Source organism: Achromobacter sp. PD1, from assembly GCF_048541815.1.
Lineage (GTDB): Bacteria > Pseudomonadota > Gammaproteobacteria > Burkholderiales > Burkholderiaceae_B > Achromobacter > Achromobacter bronchisepticus_A.
The window spans coordinates 2239377-2257981 of sequence record NZ_CP183349.1 but is presented as its reverse complement, the minus strand read 5'-3'; the positions used below and the strand labels follow the sequence as shown (position 1 = coordinate 2257981).

The window sequence follows — 18605 nt, the reverse complement described above, 5'->3', positions numbered from 1 at the left end:
ACAATATTATTCGTCGTTCAATTATTTTCGCATCATGGATTCCTCTGCCCTCCCTTCATCCGAATCCGCCGCGCCCGAAGCCGGGCGTCGCGAACGCAAGCGCCTGCAGACCCTGGACCACCTGGCGCAGACCGCCTGGCGCCTGTTCGAGACCCTGGGCTATGACGCGGTCACCATGGAACAGATCGCCGCGCAGGCGGACGTGTCCAAGGGCACGCTGTACAACCATTTCCCCGTCAAGGAAGCCCTGCTCGCGCACCGCTTCCATGGCGAGCTGGCGGCCAGCGTCCGCGACCTCCAGCCCGCGCTGCGCGCCCTGCCCACCCTCGCGCAGCGCCTGACGCGGCTACTGCATGCGTCGGCCCATTGGTCCGAATCGCATCGCGCCTATCTGGGGCCGTACCTGCGCTACCGGCTGTCCACGCTGCAGCCCGGCGCGCACGACGACGGCCGCTACCCGCGCAGCGGCATGCAGGCGCTGTACACCGCGCTGATCGAAGAAGCGCAGGCCGCCGGCCAGGCGCGTACCGATCTTGCCGCCGGGCAACTGGCCCATCAGCTGCAATTCCTGTATCTGGGCGCGATGCTGCGCTGGTTGGATCAACCTCGCAGCAGCCTGAAGGCAGAATTCGATGCCGCCATCAGTCTCTTCGTGCGCGGCATACACCCCGAGGCCGGAGCATGACTGCCGCCGCGCTGGACTGGGCTGCCGCCGCCCTGGCCGGCCCGCACGCCGTCGGCGGCAAGGGCTGGCAGCTGGGCCGCATGGCGCAACTGGGTGTGCCGGTGCCCGACGGCTTCGTGCTGCCGGCCGCGCTGAGCCTTGACCACGAACCGGGCCAGGCGCTGCCGCCCGCCGTCACCCAGGCGCTGCGCGATGAACTGGCCGCGCGCGGCTGGCTCGAGCGGCCGCTGGCCTTGCGCTCGTCTGCACCACAGGAAGATTCCGCGGGCGCCTCATTCGCGGGGATCCATCTTTCCTGCCTGAACGTGCGCGGTGCGGATGCGGCGAGCGACGCGGTCCGGCAGGTTTGGGATTCGCAATGGACGCCGCAGGCGCGCGCCTACCGGCAGAAGCTGGGGCTGGACCCTGCCGGCATGGCCGTGGTCGTCATGCCGCTGATCGACGCGGTCGCCTCGGGCATCGCCTTCACCATCGATCCCGTGTCGGGGCGGCACGATGAGATGGTCATCCACGCCAACTGGGGCTTGGGCGAGTCGCTGGTCGACGGCGCGGCGCAAGGCGACGAATACCGCCTGCGCGAAGACTATCTGCGCCAGGCTTGGCCGCTGGCCGACCGGCGCATCGGCGCCAAACGCCACGCCAGCCAGGCCGCGGAAGGCTCCGGCACCTTGCTTGCTTCCACGCCCGCCGCGCTCGCGGCCCAGGCCGTGCTGAGCGACGCGCAGGCCGTAGCCCTGGGCGACATCGTGCGCGACGCGGCGCGCGCGCTGGACTATGCCGGCGGCGGCTACGACATCGAATGGGTCTGGGACGGGCGGCGCTTCTGGATCGTGCAGGCCCGTCCCGTCACCGCCGCGGCGCGCCACACCTATCCGGCGCTGCGCGCACAGCCCGCCTATTGGTCGCGCGGCAACACCCGCGAAGTGCTGCCGCTGGCCATGTCGGCGCTGGAATGGGATACGGGGCGCGTCATGGCGCAACGCATGCTGATCACGGGCTTTGAATTGAGCGGCTATACCCCCCTGCCGGGCTTGCGGCTGGCGGCGCTATTCCAGGGCCGGGTCTATCTGGACGCCTCGCTTATCCAGTGGGTGGGTTATGACGCGCTGGGCGTGCAGCCTAAAGCCATGAACGCCCTCTTGGGCGGCCCCCAGCCCGAGATCGAGGTAGCGCCTCTGACGCTGGGCCAACGCTTGCGGCACGGCGCGCGCATCCTGCGCTACCTGCGCCGCGCAGCGCCCTTGCGCAAGCAGGCGGAACTGGACCTGCCGCGCCTGTTCGCCCGCGCCCAGGCCTGGCTGGACGAGCCCGCGCCCGCATCCAACGCCGCGTTGGGCGCCCGCTTGTGGGACCAGTTCCTCACCGTGCTGGCGGCGGACCAACTGTTCTTCCTGCAAGGATCGGGCGGCGGCGCGCTGCACAAGCTGCTGGAACTGGTGGAAAAGGCCTGTCCGGGCGAAGGCCATGCGCTCACGGCCGCGTTGATGGCTGGCGGCGAACCCAGCGTGACCGCCGCGCAAAGCTACGCCCTCATGGCGCTGGCCAAGCTGGCCGCTGGCGACGCACGGGTGATGGACAGGCTGCGCGATCCCCGGCGCGACAGCGCCGGCTGGCAGAACGCCTTGCCGGATGGGGCTCCCTTCAAGCCGGCCTTCGCGGATTTCCTGCGCCAGTATGGCCACCGCGCCGTTTATGAAACCTATCTGCGCAACCCGCGCTGGCGCGAAGATCCCGCCTATCTGCTAGACAGCGTGCTGCAGCTGACCGACGCCGACGCTGCCGCGCTGCGCGCCCGGCAGGACAGCGCGGCAAGCCAGGCCCGGCAGCGCCTGCGCGCGGCATTGCCTTTCTGGCAGCGGCCGCTGATCGCCCGGCTGCTGGCCGCGGCACGCATCGAGGGCAGGCAACGCGAGGCCGCGCGCAGCGTCCTGGTAGCCTATCTTGCGGCCGCTCGCAGGAACGCGCTGGCGCTGGGCCGACGCTACGTCCGTCCCGACGGCCTGGCCGCCGCGGACGACATCTTCCATCTGACCGCCGCCGAACTCGTCGCCTTGGCCGAAGCCAGGCTCGCGCCCGCCGCGGCAGGCCGCCGCGCCGCCCTGCGCCGGACGCAGCTGGAATCCTGGGCGGCTACGCCGGATCAGGACGTCATCGCCGAATGCGCCAAGGGCGCTTCCACAACGCTATCGCCCCTCGCGTCTGACAATACCGACGCCACCGGTACCTGGCGCGGCACGCCCGCAGCCGGAGGCCGCGCGCAGGCAAGCGCCTTCGTGGCCCGCACGCCATCCGAGGGCCTGGCCATGCCCGCAGGCGGCGTCCTGGTGGCGGCGTCCACCGACCCGGCCTGGACGCCGCTGTTCCTGCGGGCGGGCGCCCTGGTCATGGAGGCAGGCGGCTACCTGTCGCATGGCGCCATCGTGGCGCGCGAGTTCGGCATACCGGCAATCGTCAATGTGCAGGGCATCATGCGGCACGTCGCCACCGGCGACATGCTGGACGTGGACGCGTCGCGCGGCACGGTGCGGCGGCTGGCATCCGCTTCCAGCCCGGGTCCATCCGGCCCGTAGAAGCCTGCTAGCGCGCCGCGGCCAGATCGAACTGGAACACCGCGCCCGCTCCGGCGCGGTCCACCAGCCTGATCTCGCTGTGATGCAGCTGCAGGATGCGCTGCACGATCACCAGCCCCAGGCCGCCGCCGTCGCCAGGGCCGCGATTCAAGGCGCTGGCCCGCGTGAAAAGCCCCGCGCGCAGCGCCTGCGGTATGCCCTCGCCTGTATCGCTGACTTGCACCTGCACCAGGTCATGCGCGCTGCCCAGCCGCAGTTCGATGAGGCCGCCGGGCGGGCTGTGGCGGATGGCGTTGTCCAGCAGGTTGGTCAGCACGCGTTCGATCAGCCCCAGGTCCGCGCGCACCGGCGGCAACTCGCGCGGGATATCGGTGGTCAGGCGCTGCTGCCGCGCCTCGGCCGCCAGCTCGAACTTCTGGATCACGTCCTGCACCAGTTCCGGCAGCGAAAAGGTCTCGGGCTCCAGCCGCGCCAGCCCGGACTCCAGCCGCGCCAATTCGAAGAGTTCCTGCGCCAGGCGGCCGACCTTGCGGCTCTGGGCCAGCGCAATGTCCAGGTAGCGGCGACGCTCGTCCGCGTCCAGCGTCTGGTCCTTCAGCCTCAGGGTTTCCAGATAGCCGTGCAGCGAGGTCAGCGGCGTGCGCAGATCGTGCGAGATATTGGCGACCAGGTCGCGCCGCTGCTGGTCTTGCCGCGTCAGTTCGCGCCACTGGTCGGATATGCGCTTGCCCATCTGCACGAAGCTGCGCCGCAACACCGCGATCTCGTCGCCATTGCGCGCCGCTGCGTCGCCCGGACGCTCCAGCGCGGCCAGGGCCTGCCCGTCGTCGCCGTCGAAGGCGCGCACCGCGCGCGTCAGGCCGCGCAGCGGGCGCGTGATCAAGGCAAACGCCGCCAGGCCCGCCACCAGGCCCAGCAGCGCGACCAGCGCGATCGACCACAAGGTCGTGCGCAGCACCGAGCTGCGCGACACGGCCATCGCCAACGCGTCGTGCGCCTGGCCCTGCAAGACCACGTAGACGTAGCCCTTTTCCTGCCCGCCCACGCGCACCGGCGCGGCGCTGAAGACTTTCTGCGCGTCCAGGCTGCGCGGGTCATCGCCGGTGATGGGCAGCATGTCGCCGGCCAACAGGCGCTTGACCGGTCCCAGGTCGACATGGTCGCGCTTGATCTGGCCGGCGGGCGCGGCATCGCCCACGATGCGGCCGTCATTGGACAGCAGGTAAACCTCGACCGCCGGATTCACCGCCATCAGCATGTCAAACAGCGAGCGCACCGCGGCGGGCTTCCAGCCGTTGGTGTCCATCAATTCGTTGGCGCCGGCGATGTGCTGCGCCAGTCCGCTGGACAGGCGTTGGACCACCTCCTGCTCATAGCGGGAATTGGCCGCGATCTGCAGCCAGGCCGAGGCGCCGCAGCTGGCAAGCAACAACAGCGCGAACACGGCGGACAGCCGTTGGGTAAGCGTGAACCGCTTCATGATGCGCCTCCCGCGCCGGCCGGCCCCGCGGCGAATTTATAGCCCTTGCCCCACACCGTCAGAATGCGCTGCGGATCCGACGGGTCCGCCTCGATCTTCACCCGCAGCCGGTTGATGTGGGTGTTGACCGTGTGTTCATAGCCTTCGTGCTGGTAGCCCCATACCTGGTTCAGCAGATCCATGCGCGAAAAAACCTTGTCCGGGTGGCGCGCGAAAAAATGCAGCAGGTCGAACTCGCGCGGCGTCAGGTCCAGCCGGCGGCCGTCGACCTCGGCCGTGCGCGCCACCGGGTCGATGGCCACGCCGTGCAGGGCCAGGCTGCCGGCGTCGATGCGCGCGTTGCGCTCCAGGGCTTCGCTGCGGCGCAGGAGCGCCCGCACCCGCGCCACCAGTTCCAGCATCGAGAACGGCTTGGCCAGGTAGTCGTCCGCGCCCAGCTCCAGGCCCAGGATGCGGTGCACCTCGCTGGAGCGCGCGCTGGTGATGATGATGGGCGTGTAGCGCGCCATGGCGCGGGCGCGCTTGCAGATTTCCAGGCCGTCGATGCCGGGCAGCATCAGGTCCAGCACCAGGGCGTCCCAGCCGCCTTCCTCCAGCCTGCGCATGCCTTCGTTGCCGTCGGCGGCATGCTCGACCGCGTAGCCTTCGTCCCGCAGATGCAGGCGCAGCAGTTCGGCGATGTGGGCGTCGTCTTCGACGATGAGTACGCGTCGGGGCGTGTCCATGGGCGGGAAACTCAAAAAGGGTTATGCGCCTATTGTCGCCAATCCGCGCCGCCGAGTTATCACAATTAATTTAAGTTTGCGTGAGGACTTCGGTATCGGCCACGGGGAAGAATGGCTCCAACGACAACCAGCCACCCCCCGGAGCCCGCCATGCTGGCCACCCCCGCAAGCCACGACGCGCCGCCCGTCCCGCCCGCCAATGCTCCCGTCCATCCCGGCTGGCTGCGCGCCATGCACTGGCTCAACACCCTGGCCGTGGTGGTCATGGCAATGAGCGGCTGGCGCATCTACAACGCCTCGCCCTTGTTCGACTTCGTCTTCCCCCGGGAGATCACGCTGGGCGGCTGGCTCGGCGGCGCCCTGCAATGGCACTTCGCCGGCATGTGGCTGCTGTTCTTCAACGGCATCCTGTACCTGGCCATGAATCTGGCCACCGGCCGCCTCTGGCGCAAGTTCTTCCCCTTGAGCATCCGCGGCATTGCCGCAGACCTGGGCGCGGCGCTGCGCGGCAAGCTCGCCCACGCCGATCCGCGCCGCTACAACCAGGTGCAGCGGCTGGCCTACCTGTTCGTGATGGCCGACATCGCCGTGCTGGTGCTGTCCGGGCTGGTACTGTGGAAGTCGGTGCAGTTCGAACTGCTGCGCGAGCTGCTGGGCGGATACGAGACCGCGCGCCGCGTGCACTTCATTGCCATGGCCTTGCTGACGGCTTTCGTGGCGATCCATCTGGTGATGGTGGCACTGGTGCCACGCAGCCTGATCGCCATGATCCGCGGCAAATAAGGAGCCCTCCGTGAACAAGCACAAGCGCCCCTCCCTGCCCGGCCTGGACGGCCCGGCCATTCTCAAGGAAGCCGGAAGGATCCTGCAAAAACGGGTCGAACAGCCCTCGCGCCGCGCCTTCCTGCGCAACAGCCTGACCCTGGGCGGGCTGGCCATGCTGTCGGGCTGCTCGCTGTCGGACGATGACAGCGTGGAACAAGCGCTGACCGCGGTTTCTCGCTTCAATGACCGGGTGCAGGGCTGGATCTTCGACCCCAACAAGCTGGCGCCGACCTATCCCGAATCGATGATCACGCGGCCCTTCCCCTTCAATGCCTACTACGGCATTGACGAGGTCCGCCACGTGGACGAGGAATCGTTCCGCCTGGAAGTCAGCGGACTGGTCGCCGACACGCGCCGCTGGCGGCTGGAGGAACTGCGCGCCATGGCGCAGATCGACCAGGTGACGCGGCACATCTGCGTCGAAGGCTGGAGCGCCATCGGCAAATGGGGCGGCGTGCCGTTCTCCGCCTTCCTCAAGCGCGTGGGCGCGGACCTGAGCGCCAAGTACGTGGGCTTCAAATGCGCCGACGACTACTACACCAGCATCGACATGCCCACCGCACTGCACCCCCAGACCATCCTGGCGCTGACCTATGACGGCCAGACGCTGCCACCAGAGTACGGCTTCCCCATGAAGCTGCGCATGCCTACCAAGCTTGGCTACAAGAACCCCAAGCACATACAGGCAATTTTCGTCACCAACACCTACCCGGGCGGTTACTGGGAGGACCAGGGCTACAACTGGTTCGGCGGCAGCTAGGTGGAATCTTTCACGCTTTCACTCTCCATAAAGGAACGCATCATGAAGAAAATCGCTACCACCGCCGCGCTGTCCCTGTGCCTGGCTTTCGGCGCCGCGGCAGTCCACGCCGCCGACAACATGAGCAAGGACGCCATGGGCGGCGGCTCGATGTCCAAGGACTCGATGTCCAAGGATGGCATGTCGAAGGATGGGATGTCGAAGAGCGGCATGTCCAAGGACGGCATGTCGAAAGATGGGATGTCGAAGGACTCCATGTCGAAAGACAGCATGTCGAAAGACAGCATGTCGAAAGACAGCATGTCGAAAGACAGCATGTCGAAGGATGGCATGTCGAAAGACAGCATGTCGAAGGACGGCATGTCCAAAGGCGGAATGTCCAAGGACAGCATGTCCAAAGACGGCATGAAGCAGTAACGCCCAATCTACCAGCCCTGTTCCGGAGCATGTCATGAGACTAGACCGCAGGCATTTCCTGGGCCTGGGCAGCGCGGCGGCCATCGCCGCCGGCCTGGCCCCGGTCCTTGCGGCGCGCGGCGGCCCGGCCGCCGCCGCCCAGGCCTTCCCCTACACGCTGAGCGACGCGCAATGGCGCGAACGGCTCACGCGCGAACAATATGAGGTACTGCGCCGCGAAGGCACCGAGCGTCCCTACTCCAGCCCGCTGGACAAGGAGCATCGCAAGGGCGCCTACGCCTGCGCCGGCTGCGCCCATCCGCTGTTCTCGTCGTCCACCAAGTTCGACAGCGGCACCGGCTGGCCCAGCTTCTGGCAACCGCTGGACGGCGCCGTCGGCGAGACCAAGGATCGCAGCTTCGGCATGACGCGCATCGCCGTGCATTGCGCCAACTGCGGCGGCCATCTGGGCCATGTCTTCGACGACGGCCCCCGCCCGACCGGACTACGCTATTGCATGAATGGCGTGGCCCTCGCATTCACCCCGCAGGCCTGAACTCCGGCCGCCCCATCCATCAGGAGAGACCATGTCCGCCACCCGCCTGCCCCGCAAACTCTGCACCGCGCTGGCCGCCGCCTGCGGCCTCTTGGGCGCCGCCTCGGCCAGCGCCGCCGAAACCGCCTTCGTCATTCCGCCCCCGGCCCTGGACCAGCCCTCGGCCGCCGCTCCGCAAAAGGCCGTCATCGCCGGCGGTTGCTTCTGGGGCGTGCAAGCCGTGTTCCAGCACGTCAAGGGGGTGAGCTCGGCCGTCTCCGGCTACGCCGGCGGCCAGGCGTCCACCGCCAATTACGACACCGTCAGCGGAGGACGCAGCGGCCACGCCGAAGCGGTCGAGATCACCTACGACCCCGCCCAGGTCAGCTACGGCCAGCTGCTGCAGATCTATTTTTCGGTGGCCCACGACCCCACCCAGCTCAACCGCCAGGGTCCGGACACCGGCACCCAGTACCGCTCCGCGGTCTTCCCCGCGAACGACGACCAGCGCAAGGTGGCCGAGGCCTACATCGCGCAACTGAACAAGACCGGCGTCTATCCCAAGGCGCTTGCCACGACGATAGAACCGCTGAAGGCCTTCTACCCCGCCGAGGACTATCACCAGGACTATCTCGTGCGCCATCCGTACAGCATGTACATCATGGTGAACGACGTGCCCAAGGTCGAGAACCTGGCGAAGACGTTTCCGCAGCGCTATCGGGACAAGCCCGTGCTGGTGAACTGAAAACGATAGATGGAGCCGGCCGCGCGGAATGAAGTCGGCCGCGCGCCAGGCTACGAAGCTCTCATCTCCTTCTCTTCCTGCGTCTCCGTTTTTCTCCACCGTAATGGGACTTGATGGCGAGAAACGTGCCCGTACCCAACGCCGGGAGTTTGAACGCACCGAAGACTACAGGACCCGAAGATTCATCATTTCCTCAAAATACTGCTTCAGCAGCTTCATTTGCCGCTCGTGGGCCAGGCAAAGACAAGCAGCAGGTACCGTAGACGGAAACCGTAGACGCTTCCCATGCCTACACCTAATGGTTGCCTGAAAAATGGCAATGCTGAAAGAGGTTGAAAATGGGCAGAGTGAGCGCCAAACTCCCACAAGCCGTCAAATTTTGCCGTCGAACACCATACAATTTGTTGAACTGTTCGATTTGTACGCATTGGACTTGAACCGCTCGGCACAACCCCGTACCCACATGTTCCAACTACGACAGCTAAAGATTTTCGTCGCGGCGATGGAAACGCTGAGCTTCACGAAAGCCGCCAAACAGGTGCATCTGTCCCAACCAAGCGTTACGGAACAGATACGGGCGCTGGAAGAGAGCGTCGGCCAGGCGCTGTTCGTCCGCCAGAACAATCGCCTGCAACCCACCCCGGCCGCAGAGAGATTGGCCATTCGAGCGCGCGAATTGCTTGCGCGGGCCGATGACGCCTTCCGGGAAGTCCGCGAAAACGTCGGCGATTCGGGCGGCACGATCCGGGTCGCCGCGCCGCAGACTTTGTGCACCAGTGTGTTGGTTCCGCAACTGGTGCGCTTTGCCGGCATGCATCCCGGAACGCAGGTTGCGGTCCAGGAAAAAAACTCCATGGTAACCGCCCAGGCGGTGCTCGATGGGACGGCCGACCTTGGTCTGGTGCACGGATGGCCGGAAAACGACGCCGACCTTCGGGTGGAAGCCATTGCGCGGGACATGCCGGTGGTCGTGATGCCCCCAGGGCATCCGCTATGCCAGGCTGCTGACATCCAGGCCGACGCGCTTGCCGCGTTTCCGCTGGTTGTCACGATGGAAGGCTGCCGGTATCGGGCATACCTGGAGGCCGTGCTGCAGGAAGCCCCGGCGCAGCCGCGTATCCGCGGTGTCGCCGAGAGCGTACCGGCCTTGATACAGATGGTGTCCGCAGGCCTCGGGGTATCGATCCTGCCGCGGATGGCCATGGATCCCGCATTAACAACGGCAGGCGTCCAGTGGCGGCCATTGTCCACTGCGGGAGCCGGTCTTCCCATCTGCCTGCTCATCTTGCACCGAACGCCTACGCGTCAGGTGGCCGCCTTTATCGAGATGATCCGCCTCGCGGCGGCCGGCTCAGACGAGCCGATGGCCGCCATCGACATGCAGCACGGTACCGGTCGTGTAGCCATTGCCGATCAGGAAGCCGATGGCATCCGCGATATCGCTGCCAGCACCGACTCGGCCCACGGGTAGCCGCTCGGCCATCGACGCCAAAAGCGGTCCGCTGTCGGCGCCGGCCACGTCATTCCAGATGGGCGTATCCACCCAGCCCGGCGATACGGCATTGATCCGCAACGGCGCAAGCTCGACCGCCATGGCGCGCACCACACCCTCCAACGCGGCATTGATCGCGGCCACGGCGATGCCCTTCGGCCGGGGACGGTAGGCGGCAATGCCGGAAGTCAGGGTGATGGAACCGTGCGCCGCCATGCGCTGGGCGCCATGTTTGGCCAGCAGGATCGGCGCGACGACCTTCGAGCGGATGGCCCGGTCGAGCGCGTCCAGCGAGAGGTCCGGTAGCAGCTCATAGGCGCCGCGTATGTCGGCAGCCGTGCAGACCAGATGATCCACCGGGCCTGATTCTTCAAACAGCCGTTGCACTTGCGCTTCACTCGTCACATCCGCCTGGTGCAGGCGCGGCGCGCCAAACGCTCGCAACTGCTCCCGCGCCGCCTCGAGCTTGCCGCGGGATCTGCCCACGATCAGCACCTCGCAGTGCATGCCCAGCAATCGCTCGCTGACGGCCAGCCCCATGCCGGAACTACCTCCGACCACCACAACCCGTTGCCCCGCAAGACCATTGCCCATGCTCATTTCCTTGAAATACGTGTTTGGAGTAAGCGATGGTGGCGTTACGCGCTGCCGGGCGCCAGCAGGAATGTTTGATTGAGGCATCGGCTAGCCCGATGCTCGCGCGGCTCGGCGGACGTGCGCTGGGCGCCATTGCCCACGGCGTGTTCTGGGCCTTGGCCGCGGCGACCGGCACGCGCATTACCCCGCCCGCGCGCGGCGGCCTGGCCACCGCCATCATTTTTGGCGGAATTTCGATCGCCACCGTCGCGGGCGTGCCGTTGGCCAACCTGTGCGGCGCCATCGGCCGCAGCCGGACATACCGCAGTGCTCAACGGCGGCGGCGCGACGCTGGGCGGTATCATGCTGGCCAAGACCGGCGTTGCCGGCAAACGAGTCCAGGAGAAGTACAGCAGTGAACGATACCCACATTCCGGAAACGGAAGCCCCCGACGACCGCAAAGAACAGCTGCCCACGCTGTGGCGCGATGACGGCTGGACCGCCCGGATCATCAAGAACGAGGAAGACGACGGCTGGGCCGTGGAGATGACCATGGACGGAGAAGCCGAGCCCGCGCTGGTCGGCCCATGGACCATGGGCCGCGACAAGAAGAACCCCAAGCCGCTCGACTCCCCCGCCTTCATCACCCTGGTCAAGACCGCCCGGGAAGTCCTGCGCCGTCACGAGCAGCAATTGCACGCGACGCTGCACAAGAGCGTGAAGATCGACGCCGCCGCGGGCCGCCTGACCATCAAGCTGGATATCGTTCCCGACGAAGACGAGCCCTACGCCGTGTTGAGCGCCTACGACGAGTCCGGCGAACAATTGGCGCGGACCCAGGTCGCGCCGACGTACAAGCTGAGCGTGCAGCGCGCCTCGGAGTGGGCCAGCGGCGGTTTCGGCAAGCACGGCTGATACGCGGCGCTGACAAGCACCGGCTGCCGGCCGCTGCGGCGCCCGCGCGCAAAAGCAAAGCTGGCCACGTCAACGCAGCCAGCTTTGTCCCACTGAATCAAACCATCGCGGCCGGCTCAGTGCCCGGTCGAATCCCCTTCCCGGCTGGCTTCGAACAGGAACCAGGTGCGCCGTTCGGTCTCGTCGATCCAGTTCTCGATCAGGCTGGAGCTGGCGATGTCGCGGTGTTCATCGGTGATGTTGTGCGCTTCGCGCAACGCCGCCGCCAGGACCTTGTTGTCCTCGCGCAGCTCGGCCAGCATGTCCAGCGGCTGCACGTAATCCGCATCGTTGTCCGAGATACGCTGCGAGCGCGCGATGTGTCCGATGGACCGCAGCGTCGTGCCGCCGATCTTGCGGATGCGCTCGGCGATGGGATCCGTCATGGCGAACAGCTGGTCGCCCTGCTCGTCCAGCAGCAGGTGGTAATCCCGGAAATGGGGGCCGCTGACATGCCAATGAAAGTTCTTGGTCTTGAGATACAGCGCGAACACGTCGGCGAGTATCTGGTTCAGCGCGGCGGAAATATCCCTGGTGGCCGCCGACGCCAGGTCGGTCGGCGTCGCCAGCGGGCGCTTGCGGCGCTCTTTCAGGGCTTTGGTGGTCTTCTCATCCAGTTTCTTGGCCATGGGTCGCAACTCCTAGGAATGATGGTGAAAACGCACGCGCGGCGCGAGGCTTGCTTACGCCGCGACTTCGCTAGCGTAAATCCGCCCGCGCTTTTTTGCCAATGTCCTGGATCAAGGCGCTCCCCCTTCTGAAATCCGGTCCGGCTAGGAGTATGCTACGGCGCGTCAATTCAGCCGGATCCCTTCATCGCCATGCGCGGCAATCCCAACACCAGGCAAGGCGCCATCGCCCTGCACGGGTTTTACTTCCTGTACTACGGCCTGCAGGGAGTCAGCATTCCCTTCCTGCCCCTGTGGTTCGCCAGCCGCGGCCTGGATCCCGCCGTCATCGGCCTGATCGTCGCCACGTCCTTCCTGCCCAAGATCCTGTCCACGCCCGTGGTCGCCCACGTCGCCGACCAGACCGGCCGCGCGCACGCCCTGATCGCCGCGGCGCTGGCGGCGTCGCTGGCGCTGTTCGTCTGCTATCCGTTCAGCAGCACGCCCGGCTGGCTGCTGGCCATCACCCTGCTGCTCAACGCCGTCTTCCCGGCGGTATTGCCGCTGATGGACCGCATGGCCATCGCCAGCGGCCGGGGCCAAGGCAGTTCCTACACGGTCATGCGCGCCTGCGGCTCGCTGGGCTTTGCCGTGGTCACCGTGATCGGCGGCTACCTGATCAAGACCTTTGACGCCAACTGGGTGATGTGGCTGTCCATCCTCCTCATCATCGCCTGCCTGGCTTGCGTGCGGCTGCTGCCCCGGGCGGCACGCCCCACTCCCGACGAGGCGCCCGCGCCAGCGGCGCGCCTGCCCATGCTCGAGGTCCTGCGCGACCGCCCGCTGCTCATGTGCATCGCGGCGGCCTCGCTGGTCCAGGCCAGCAACGGCTTTCTCTATTCCTATTCCACGCTGTACTGGACCGCCAGCGGCCTGTCGACTTCGCTGATATCCATGCTGTGGGTGGTGGGCGTGGCCAGCGAGGTCCTGTTCTTCTTCCTGGCGCCCCGCATCCTGGCCCGCACGGGCGCGCAATGGCTGATCCTGGCGTCCGCCGTCATGACCGCGATCCGCTGGACCGGGCTCTCCGCCACTACCGATCCCACGCTGATCGCGGCGCTGCAGCTGCTGCAGTGCTTCACATTGGCCGGCAACAACGCCGCCATCATGTGGTACATCACCCGGCACGTGCCCGCCGCGATCAAGACCTCGGCGATCGCGCTTTACGCCTTGCTGTCGGGCGGAGTCTTCATGTTCGCCAGCATCCAGCTGGGCGGCGCGCTGTATCGCAGCTATGCGCCGGGAGGGTTCCTGGTGATGGCGTTGTGCGCTGTCGGCGCGGTGCCGCTGGTGATTTATGCGGAGAAGCTGCGCAGGAAGGCCGCCTGACCAGAAGCCGGAAAAAAAGGCCTCGCAAGCGAGGCCTCTTCGTCAGCAGCAGCCGATCCGCTTCTTCCCGCCATAGCGCGCGTCCTGCCGCTCGCGGAAAAATGCTTCGTAGCTCATCGGCTCCTGGTCCGGGTGCGTGCGCCGCATGTGGGCCACATACGTTTCGTAGTCCGGCACGCCGACCATCAGCCGGAGCGTCTGCCCCAGGTAGCGGCCGGCGGCGCCGGCCGCGGAACTCATGTTCGTAAACAGCATGCGTCGTCTCCCTGCTGCGCTCAGTCCGCGCCGGCGGCAACCGGCAGCGTTTCGTAAGGCATTTCGCGGGCGGTGGGCTTGTGCTCGTTGCGCGCGCGCTGTACCGAGCGCAGGCCGAACACCACGATGCTCACCACCACGAAGATGAAGATCGCGCACAGACCGGCGTTGATGTAGTCGTTCAACACCACGCGCGACATCTCGCCCAGGGACTTGGCCGGGGCCAGGACCTTGCCTTCGGCGATGGCCGCGTTGTACTTGTCGGCGTGCGCCAGGAAGCTGACGCGCGGGTCGGCGTGGAACAGCTTCTGCCAGCCGGCGGTCAGCGTGCATGCCAGCAGCCACAGGGTCGGCAGCACCGTGACCCAGGCGTAGCGGTCGCGCTTCATCTTGAACAGCACCACGGTGCCCAGGGTCAGCGCGATCGCGGCCAGCATCTGGTTGGCGATGCCGAACAGCGGCCACAGCGTGTTGATGCCGCCCAGCGGATCGACCACGCCCTGATACAGGAAGTAGCCCCAGGCCGCCACGCACAGGCCGGTGGCGATCAGGTTGGCGGGCAGCGAGTCGGTGCGCTTGAGCGACGGGGCGAAGGTGCCCAGCAGGTCTTGCAGCATGAAGCGGCCCGCGCGGGTGCCGGCGTCGACAGCGGTCAGGATGAAGAGCGCTTCGAACAGGATGGCGAAGTGGTACCAGAAGGCCATCATGCCCGGGCCGCCGATGGCCTGGTGCAGGATGTGCGCCATGCCCACGGCCAGCGTAGGCGCGCCGCCGGCGCGCGAGATGATGGTGCTTTCGCCCACGTCCTTGGCGGTCTGGATCAGATCCGCGGGCGTCACCACGAAGCCCCAGCTGGAGACCACCTGGGCCACCTGGTCGGGCGTGGTGCCGATCACGGCCGCCGGGCTGTTCATGGCGTAGTAGATGCCCGGCTCGATCACGCAAGCCGCCACCAGCGCCATGATGGCGACGAAGGATTCCATCAGCATGCCGCCGTAACCGATATAGCGGGCCTGGGTTTCGTTCTCGATCAGCTTGGGCGTGGTGCCCGAGGAGATCAGGGCGTGGAAGCCCGACACGGCGCCGCAGGCGATGGTGATGAAGAGGAACGGGAACAGGTTGCCCGACCACACCGGACCGCTGCCGTCGACGAACTGGGTCAGCGCGGGCATTTTCAGCTCGGGCGCGACCACCACGATGCCGATGGCCAGGCCGACGATGGTGCCGATCTTCAGGAAGGTCGACAGGTAGTCGCGCGGGGCCAGCAGCAGCCACACCGGCAGCACCGAGGCGATGAAGCCGTAGACGATCAGGATCCAGGTCAGGCCCTTGCCGTCGAAGTCGAACATGGGGCCGATCACCGGGTGCGCGGCCACGTCCTGGCCGAAGGTGATGGCAGCCATCAGGCCGACGAAGCCGATGATGGACACTTCGCCGATCTTGCCTGGACGGATATAGCGCAGGTACACGCCCATGAACAGCGCGATGGGGATGGTCGCGGCCACCGTGAAGGTGCCCCAGGGCGAGTGCGTCAGCGCCTTGACCACGATCAGCGCCAGCACGGCCAGGATGATGACCATGATCATGAAGGCGCCGAACAGCGCGATCACGCCCGGGATCTTGCCCAGTTCGGACTTGACCAGGTCACCCAGCGAACGGCCGTCGCGGCGGGTCGAGATGAAGAGGATGGTGAAGTCCTGCACGGCGCCGGCGAACACCACGCCGGCCAGGATCCACAGCATGCCCGGCAGATAGCCCATCTGCGCGGCCAGCACCGGGCCCACCAGCGGGCCGGCGCCGGCGATGGCGGCGAAGTGGTGGCCGAACAGCACGTGCTTGTTGGTGGGCACGTAGTCCAGGCCGTCGTTGTGCTTCCATGCCGGCGTCATGCGCGTCGGATCCAGCTGGAAGACGTTCTTGGCGATGAAGCGGCTGTAATAACGGTATGCGATCAAGTACACGCATACGGCGGCGATCACCACCCATAGCGCATTGATGGTCTCCCCTCTGGCCAGCGCCACGGTGCCCAGCGCGAACGCGCCCAGTACCGCAACCGCCAGCCAGACCAGGTGCTGACCCAGTCCCTTACTGCTGGTTTGCATAAGTGCTCCTCTAGCCTCCCGCCATGCTTTTGGCGTGAAACGCTTTTATCGTCCCGCGGAAGGCAGACTCATTGTTGTGGGGTGGCGGACGCGCGCGCGTCCACGCAGCGCCGTGTCGACGCGGACGCTAGTATTTCGTTTTGACTACGCAGCAACAAGCGCGAAACTACGCAATTCCGCTACGTGTTACTACGCAATGCGCCGCAGCATGATTTGGCGGAAACCGTAAAATCACGGCTGAAATTTCCCGATCCTGACTGCGGCAGGCAAAATGCTGCGTCGCAATATTCGCGTTCGCGCTGATACAAATCCTTCATGAAGCTGCGCCTGAAAATCCTGCTGCTCGCCGCGGTCCCCCTGCTGGTGGCCGTCGCCGCCATCACGGTGGCCGTCTACGTGCAGGGCCTGCAGCTGGCGCAGCGCGAAAAGCAGGTCGTGGAAAACGCCTGGCTGGCCAGCAAGGAAGGCGAACTGCGCCACTACGTCAACCTGGCCTACAGCGCCATCGCGCCCCTGCAGGCGGCGGCCGACGACGACGCCACCCGCCAGCGCGCGCTCGACCTGCTGGCGCAGATGGAATTCGGCCACGACGGCTATTTTTTCGTCTATGACCTGAAGGGCCGGAACCTGATGCACCCGCGCCAGCCGGAGCTGGTCGGCCAGGACCTCTGGGAGCTGCGCGACACCAAGGGCCAGCCCGTGATCCAGAACCTGCTGACCGCCGCCCGGCGCGGCGGCCAGGACGGTGAAGCGGTTCACTATCTATGGGAAAAGCCCTCCACCCACCAGACCGAGGAAAAGCTGGGTTACGTGGTGGTGCTGGAGCGCTGGGGCTGGATGCTGGGCACCGGCATCTACCTGGACGACGTGCAGCAGGCGCTGGAGCGCATCGACGCCGCCGCGCAAGCCAATATCCGCGATATGTTTGCCTGGGTGGCCGGCATCGCCGCCGTGTCCATCCTGGGCGTGGCGGCCTGCGGCCTGGCCCTGAACATCAGCGACCATCGCCAGTCCGACGCCAAGCTGCGGCTGATGGCGCGGCAGCTGGTGCGTTCGCAGGAGGACGAGCGCGCGCGGCTCTCGCGCGAGCTGCACGACGGCATCAGCCAGGTGCTGGTGTCGATCAAGCTGTCCCTGGAAGCGGCGCGGGAGCGGCTGCGGCAGACCTTGCCGGCCGAGCCGCGCGCCCTCGCTCATATCGACACCCCCCTGGGCGGCGCACTGGACCGGTTGAATACCGCCGTGGGCGAGGTCCGGCGTATTTCGCACAACCTGCGGCCGACGCTGCTGGACGACCTGGGCCTGCCGGCCGCACTCGAACATCTGGGCCGCGAGTTCGCCATCCCCAGCCAGGATGGCGCCCCGCCGCTGGCCGTGCGCCTGCACACCGCCGGGCAGCCGGTGAAGCTGCCCGAAGCCTATGCCACCGCCCTGTTCCGCGTCACCCAGGAAGCCCTGACCAACGTCATCCGCCATGCCGGCGCCACCCGCGCCGACATGACGCTGGCTTATTCCCAGCGCGACCTGCGCCTGACCATCGCCGACGACGGCCGCGGCTTCGACTATGCCGAGGTGCAGCAGGATCCGCGCCGCGGCATCGGCCTGCGCAATATGCGCGAACGCATGAACGCGCTGTCCGGCACGCTGACATTCCGCTCCACCTCCCACGGCACGGTCCTGCAGGCCTGGCTGCCGCTGCCCGCCGCCCCTCTACCCGCGAGCTCCGACGCATGACCCACAAGCCCGACCCCATCCGGCTGCTGCTGATCGACGACCACCCGCTGGTGCGGGACGGGCTGAGGCTGCGCCTGGAAACCGTGCCGCAGTTGCAGGTAGTGGGCGAGGCCGGCAACGCCGCCGCCGCCCAGGCCTTTCTGGCCGCCTGCCTGGCCGAGGATCCGCAGGGCGGCACCCTGCCGCACCTGGCGCTGATGGACCTCAACATGCCGGGCGTGGGCGGGTTGGAGCTGACCGCCCTGCTGCACGAGCGCTACCCGCAGATCGCCGTGCTGGTGCTGTCCATGCACGACAACCCCGAATACATGCTGCAAGCCGTCAAGGCCGGCGCGCGCGGCTATCTGCTGAAGGACGAGCCGGCGCAGGAAATCGTCACCGCCATCGGCGCGGTCATGGCGGGCCGCAGCTATTTCAGCGCGGCGGTCGCGGTGCGCCTGTCGCAGGCCACGGCGCCGGCCACCATGCTGACGCAGCGCGAACGCGACGTGCTGCGCCACATCGCCAGCGGCGAGGCCAACAAGCAGATCGCGCAGGCGCTGGGGCTGTCGGTGCGCACGGTGGAAACCCATCGCCTGAACATCAAGCGCAAGCTGGGCATAGATGGACAGGCTGAGCTGATCAAGTACGCCGTCGAAAACCGTGGGGTGTAGCCCCCCACGCCGCGCACGCTACGCGTGCTTGCTGCCCCCCCGAGGGGGGCTGTTTCCCCTTGGGGCGGCCCGGCGGGGAAACCCTTCTTGTGGCCTGAGGTAGACTTGCAGCACTACGCT

18 protein-coding genes and 2 pseudogenes are annotated in these 18605 nt (G+C 66.9%); 13 read left to right on the top strand and 7 right to left on the bottom strand.

Annotated features, from left to right (window positions below; all coding sequences use genetic code 11):
* Positions 1–34 precede the first annotated feature (34 nt).
* Entirely contained in the window at positions 35–685 is a 651-nt protein-coding gene (locus tag ACM1PE_RS10710) for a TetR/AcrR family transcriptional regulator (RefSeq protein WP_419343242.1), read from the top strand.
* Entirely contained in the window at positions 682–3255 is a 2574-nt protein-coding gene (locus ACM1PE_RS10705; protein ID WP_419343240.1) for a PEP/pyruvate-binding domain-containing protein, read from the top strand. The genes ACM1PE_RS10710 and ACM1PE_RS10705 overlap by 4 nt, the downstream gene beginning before the upstream one ends.
* Positions 3256–3262: 7 nt before the next feature.
* Here the strand turns inward: ACM1PE_RS10705 and ACM1PE_RS10700 are convergent, their stop codons facing one another.
* Both ACM1PE_RS10700 and ACM1PE_RS10695 read right to left on the bottom strand, forming a co-directional pair.
* Positions 3263–4735, bottom strand: a complete 1473-nt coding sequence (locus tag ACM1PE_RS10700; RefSeq protein ID WP_419343239.1) for a sensor histidine kinase — start codon at positions 4733–4735, stop codon at positions 3263–3265.
* Positions 4732–5460: a response regulator transcription factor gene (locus tag ACM1PE_RS10695; protein WP_059379629.1), complete on the bottom strand. Its 729-nt coding sequence runs from the start codon at positions 5458–5460 to the stop codon at positions 4732–4734. Before ACM1PE_RS10695 ends, ACM1PE_RS10700 begins: the two co-directional genes overlap by 4 nt.
* Before the next feature lie 150 nt (positions 5461–5610).
* Between ACM1PE_RS10695 and ACM1PE_RS10690 the strand changes: the two genes are divergently transcribed.
* From ACM1PE_RS10690 to ACM1PE_RS10680, 3 genes and pseudogenes are all read left to right on the top strand, one after another.
* Positions 5611–6243 (top strand): cytochrome b/b6 domain-containing protein, encoded by a 633-nt coding sequence (locus ACM1PE_RS10690; protein ID WP_419343238.1) that lies wholly within the window; start codon positions 5611–5613, stop codon positions 6241–6243.
* A gap of 10 nt (positions 6244–6253) precedes the next feature.
* Positions 6254–7045 carry a molybdopterin-dependent oxidoreductase gene (locus ACM1PE_RS10685; protein ID WP_419343237.1) on the top strand — a complete coding sequence of 264 codons (792 nt, stop codon included), beginning with the start codon at positions 6254–6256 and terminating at the stop codon, positions 7043–7045.
* Between the two features lie 42 nt (positions 7046–7087).
* Positions 7088–7441, top strand: a pseudogene (locus ACM1PE_RS10680) (pentapeptide MXKDX repeat protein); the annotation flags it as partial.
* On the opposite strand, the pseudogene ACM1PE_RS10675 reads toward ACM1PE_RS10680, so the two are convergent.
* A pseudogene (locus ACM1PE_RS10675) lies at positions 7346–7546 on the bottom strand (pentapeptide repeat-containing protein); the annotation flags it as partial. The pseudogenes ACM1PE_RS10680 and ACM1PE_RS10675 overlap by 96 nt on opposite strands.
* Here ACM1PE_RS10675 and msrB point away from each other — a divergent pair.
* The 3 genes from msrB to ACM1PE_RS10660 all read left to right on the top strand — a co-directional run bounded on the left by msrB (position 7497) and on the right by ACM1PE_RS10660 (position 10192).
* On the top strand, positions 7497–7997 hold the full coding sequence (msrB, locus tag ACM1PE_RS10670; RefSeq protein ID WP_059379625.1) for a peptide-methionine (R)-S-oxide reductase MsrB: 501 nt from the start codon (positions 7497–7499) through the stop codon (positions 7995–7997). The pseudogene ACM1PE_RS10675 and the gene msrB overlap by 50 nt on opposite strands.
* A 31-nt stretch (positions 7998–8028) precedes the next feature.
* The gene (gene msrA, locus ACM1PE_RS10665; protein WP_419343236.1) at positions 8029–8721 is read left to right on the top strand and encodes a peptide-methionine (S)-S-oxide reductase MsrA; all 693 of its coding nucleotides are present in this window, start codon (positions 8029–8031) and stop codon (positions 8719–8721) included.
* 319 nt (positions 8722–9040) lie between these two features.
* Positions 9041–10192 (top strand): LysR family transcriptional regulator, encoded by a 1152-nt coding sequence (locus tag ACM1PE_RS10660; protein ID WP_419343235.1) that lies wholly within the window; start codon positions 9041–9043, stop codon positions 10190–10192.
* On the opposite strand, the gene ACM1PE_RS10655 is transcribed toward ACM1PE_RS10660, so the two are convergent.
* Entirely contained in the window at positions 10073–10807 is a 735-nt protein-coding gene (locus tag ACM1PE_RS10655) for an SDR family oxidoreductase (protein ID WP_251880414.1), read from the bottom strand. The genes ACM1PE_RS10660 and ACM1PE_RS10655 overlap by 120 nt on opposite strands.
* Before the next feature lie 35 nt (positions 10808–10842).
* On the opposite strand from ACM1PE_RS10655, the gene ACM1PE_RS10650 reads away from it, so the two are divergent.
* Together ACM1PE_RS10650 and ACM1PE_RS10645 are read left to right on the top strand one after the other, a co-directional pair.
* The gene (locus tag ACM1PE_RS10650) at positions 10843–11208 is read left to right on the top strand and encodes a hypothetical protein (protein WP_419343234.1); all 366 of its coding nucleotides are present in this window, start codon (positions 10843–10845) and stop codon (positions 11206–11208) included.
* Positions 11205–11705, top strand: coding sequence for a hypothetical protein (locus tag ACM1PE_RS10645; RefSeq protein ID WP_059379620.1), 501 nt, complete (start codon positions 11205–11207; stop codon positions 11703–11705). Before ACM1PE_RS10650 ends, ACM1PE_RS10645 begins: the two co-directional genes overlap by 4 nt.
* 116 nt (positions 11706–11821) lie before the next feature.
* Here the strand turns inward: ACM1PE_RS10645 and ACM1PE_RS10640 are convergent, their stop codons facing one another.
* Entirely contained in the window at positions 11822–12373 is a 552-nt protein-coding gene (locus ACM1PE_RS10640) for a Dps family protein (RefSeq protein WP_013393536.1), read from the bottom strand.
* 192 nt (positions 12374–12565) lie between these two features.
* Here ACM1PE_RS10640 and ACM1PE_RS10635 point away from each other — a divergent pair, with 192 nt between their 5' ends.
* A complete protein-coding gene (locus ACM1PE_RS10635) occupies positions 12566–13741 on the top strand; it encodes an MFS transporter (RefSeq protein WP_419343233.1) in 1176 nt (391 codons plus the stop codon).
* Positions 13742–13783: 42 nt separating this feature from the next.
* Here the strand turns inward: ACM1PE_RS10635 and ACM1PE_RS10630 are convergent, their stop codons facing one another.
* Together ACM1PE_RS10630 and ACM1PE_RS10625 are read right to left on the bottom strand one after the other, a co-directional pair.
* Positions 13784–13996: a YbdD/YjiX family protein gene (locus tag ACM1PE_RS10630; RefSeq protein WP_118935066.1), complete on the bottom strand. Its 213-nt coding sequence runs from the start codon at positions 13994–13996 to the stop codon at positions 13784–13786.
* Between the two features lie 20 nt (positions 13997–14016).
* Positions 14017–16098: a carbon starvation CstA family protein gene (locus ACM1PE_RS10625; RefSeq protein WP_419343231.1), complete on the bottom strand. Its 2082-nt coding sequence runs from the start codon at positions 16096–16098 to the stop codon at positions 14017–14019.
* Between the two features lie 315 nt (positions 16099–16413).
* Here ACM1PE_RS10625 and ACM1PE_RS10620 point away from each other — a divergent pair, with 315 nt between their 5' ends.
* On the top strand, positions 16414–17832 hold the full coding sequence (locus ACM1PE_RS10620; protein ID WP_059379615.1) for a cache domain-containing protein: 1419 nt from the start codon (positions 16414–16416) through the stop codon (positions 17830–17832).
* The gene (locus ACM1PE_RS10615; RefSeq protein ID WP_118935062.1) at positions 17829–18485 is read left to right on the top strand and encodes a response regulator; all 657 of its coding nucleotides are present in this window, start codon (positions 17829–17831) and stop codon (positions 18483–18485) included. Before ACM1PE_RS10620 ends, ACM1PE_RS10615 begins: the two co-directional genes overlap by 4 nt.
* Positions 18486–18605 lie beyond the last annotated feature (120 nt).

What these genes read in the sequence shown, in the direction of transcription:
- ACM1PE_RS10655 (WP_251880414.1), bottom strand. Translation starts at nt 10,807, where the DNA reads ATGGGCAATGGTCTTGCGGGGCAACGGGTTGTGGTGGTCGGAGGTAGT.
- ACM1PE_RS10630 (WP_118935066.1), bottom strand. Translation starts at nt 13,996, where the DNA reads ATGCTGTTTACGAACATGAGTTCCGCGGCCGGCGCCGCCGGCCGCTAC.
- ACM1PE_RS10690 (WP_419343238.1), top strand. Translation starts at nt 5,611, where the DNA reads ATGCTGGCCACCCCCGCAAGCCACGACGCGCCGCCCGTCCCGCCCGCC.
- ACM1PE_RS10705 (WP_419343240.1), top strand. Translation starts at nt 682, where the DNA reads ATGACTGCCGCCGCGCTGGACTGGGCTGCCGCCGCCCTGGCCGGCCCG.
- ACM1PE_RS10635 (WP_419343233.1), top strand. Translation starts at nt 12,566, where the DNA reads ATGCGCGGCAATCCCAACACCAGGCAAGGCGCCATCGCCCTGCACGGG.
- ACM1PE_RS10695 (WP_059379629.1), bottom strand. Translation starts at nt 5,460, where the DNA reads ATGGACACGCCCCGACGCGTACTCATCGTCGAAGACGACGCCCACATC.
- msrA (WP_419343236.1), top strand. Translation starts at nt 8,029, where the DNA reads ATGTCCGCCACCCGCCTGCCCCGCAAACTCTGCACCGCGCTGGCCGCC.
- ACM1PE_RS10700 (WP_419343239.1), bottom strand. Translation starts at nt 4,735, where the DNA reads ATGAAGCGGTTCACGCTTACCCAACGGCTGTCCGCCGTGTTCGCGCTG.
- ACM1PE_RS10640 (WP_013393536.1), bottom strand. Translation starts at nt 12,373, where the DNA reads ATGGCCAAGAAACTGGATGAGAAGACCACCAAAGCCCTGAAAGAGCGC.
- ACM1PE_RS10615 (WP_118935062.1), top strand. Translation starts at nt 17,829, where the DNA reads ATGACCCACAAGCCCGACCCCATCCGGCTGCTGCTGATCGACGACCAC.
- ACM1PE_RS10710 (WP_419343242.1), top strand. Translation starts at nt 35, where the DNA reads ATGGATTCCTCTGCCCTCCCTTCATCCGAATCCGCCGCGCCCGAAGCC.
- ACM1PE_RS10625 (WP_419343231.1), bottom strand. Translation starts at nt 16,098, where the DNA reads ATGCAAACCAGCAGTAAGGGACTGGGTCAGCACCTGGTCTGGCTGGCG.
- msrB (WP_059379625.1), top strand. Translation starts at nt 7,497, where the DNA reads ATGAGACTAGACCGCAGGCATTTCCTGGGCCTGGGCAGCGCGGCGGCC.
- ACM1PE_RS10620 (WP_059379615.1), top strand. Translation starts at nt 16,414, where the DNA reads ATGAAGCTGCGCCTGAAAATCCTGCTGCTCGCCGCGGTCCCCCTGCTG.
- ACM1PE_RS10660 (WP_419343235.1), top strand. Translation starts at nt 9,041, where the DNA reads ATGCTGAAAGAGGTTGAAAATGGGCAGAGTGAGCGCCAAACTCCCACA.
- ACM1PE_RS10650 (WP_419343234.1), top strand. Translation starts at nt 10,843, where the DNA reads ATGGTGGCGTTACGCGCTGCCGGGCGCCAGCAGGAATGTTTGATTGAG.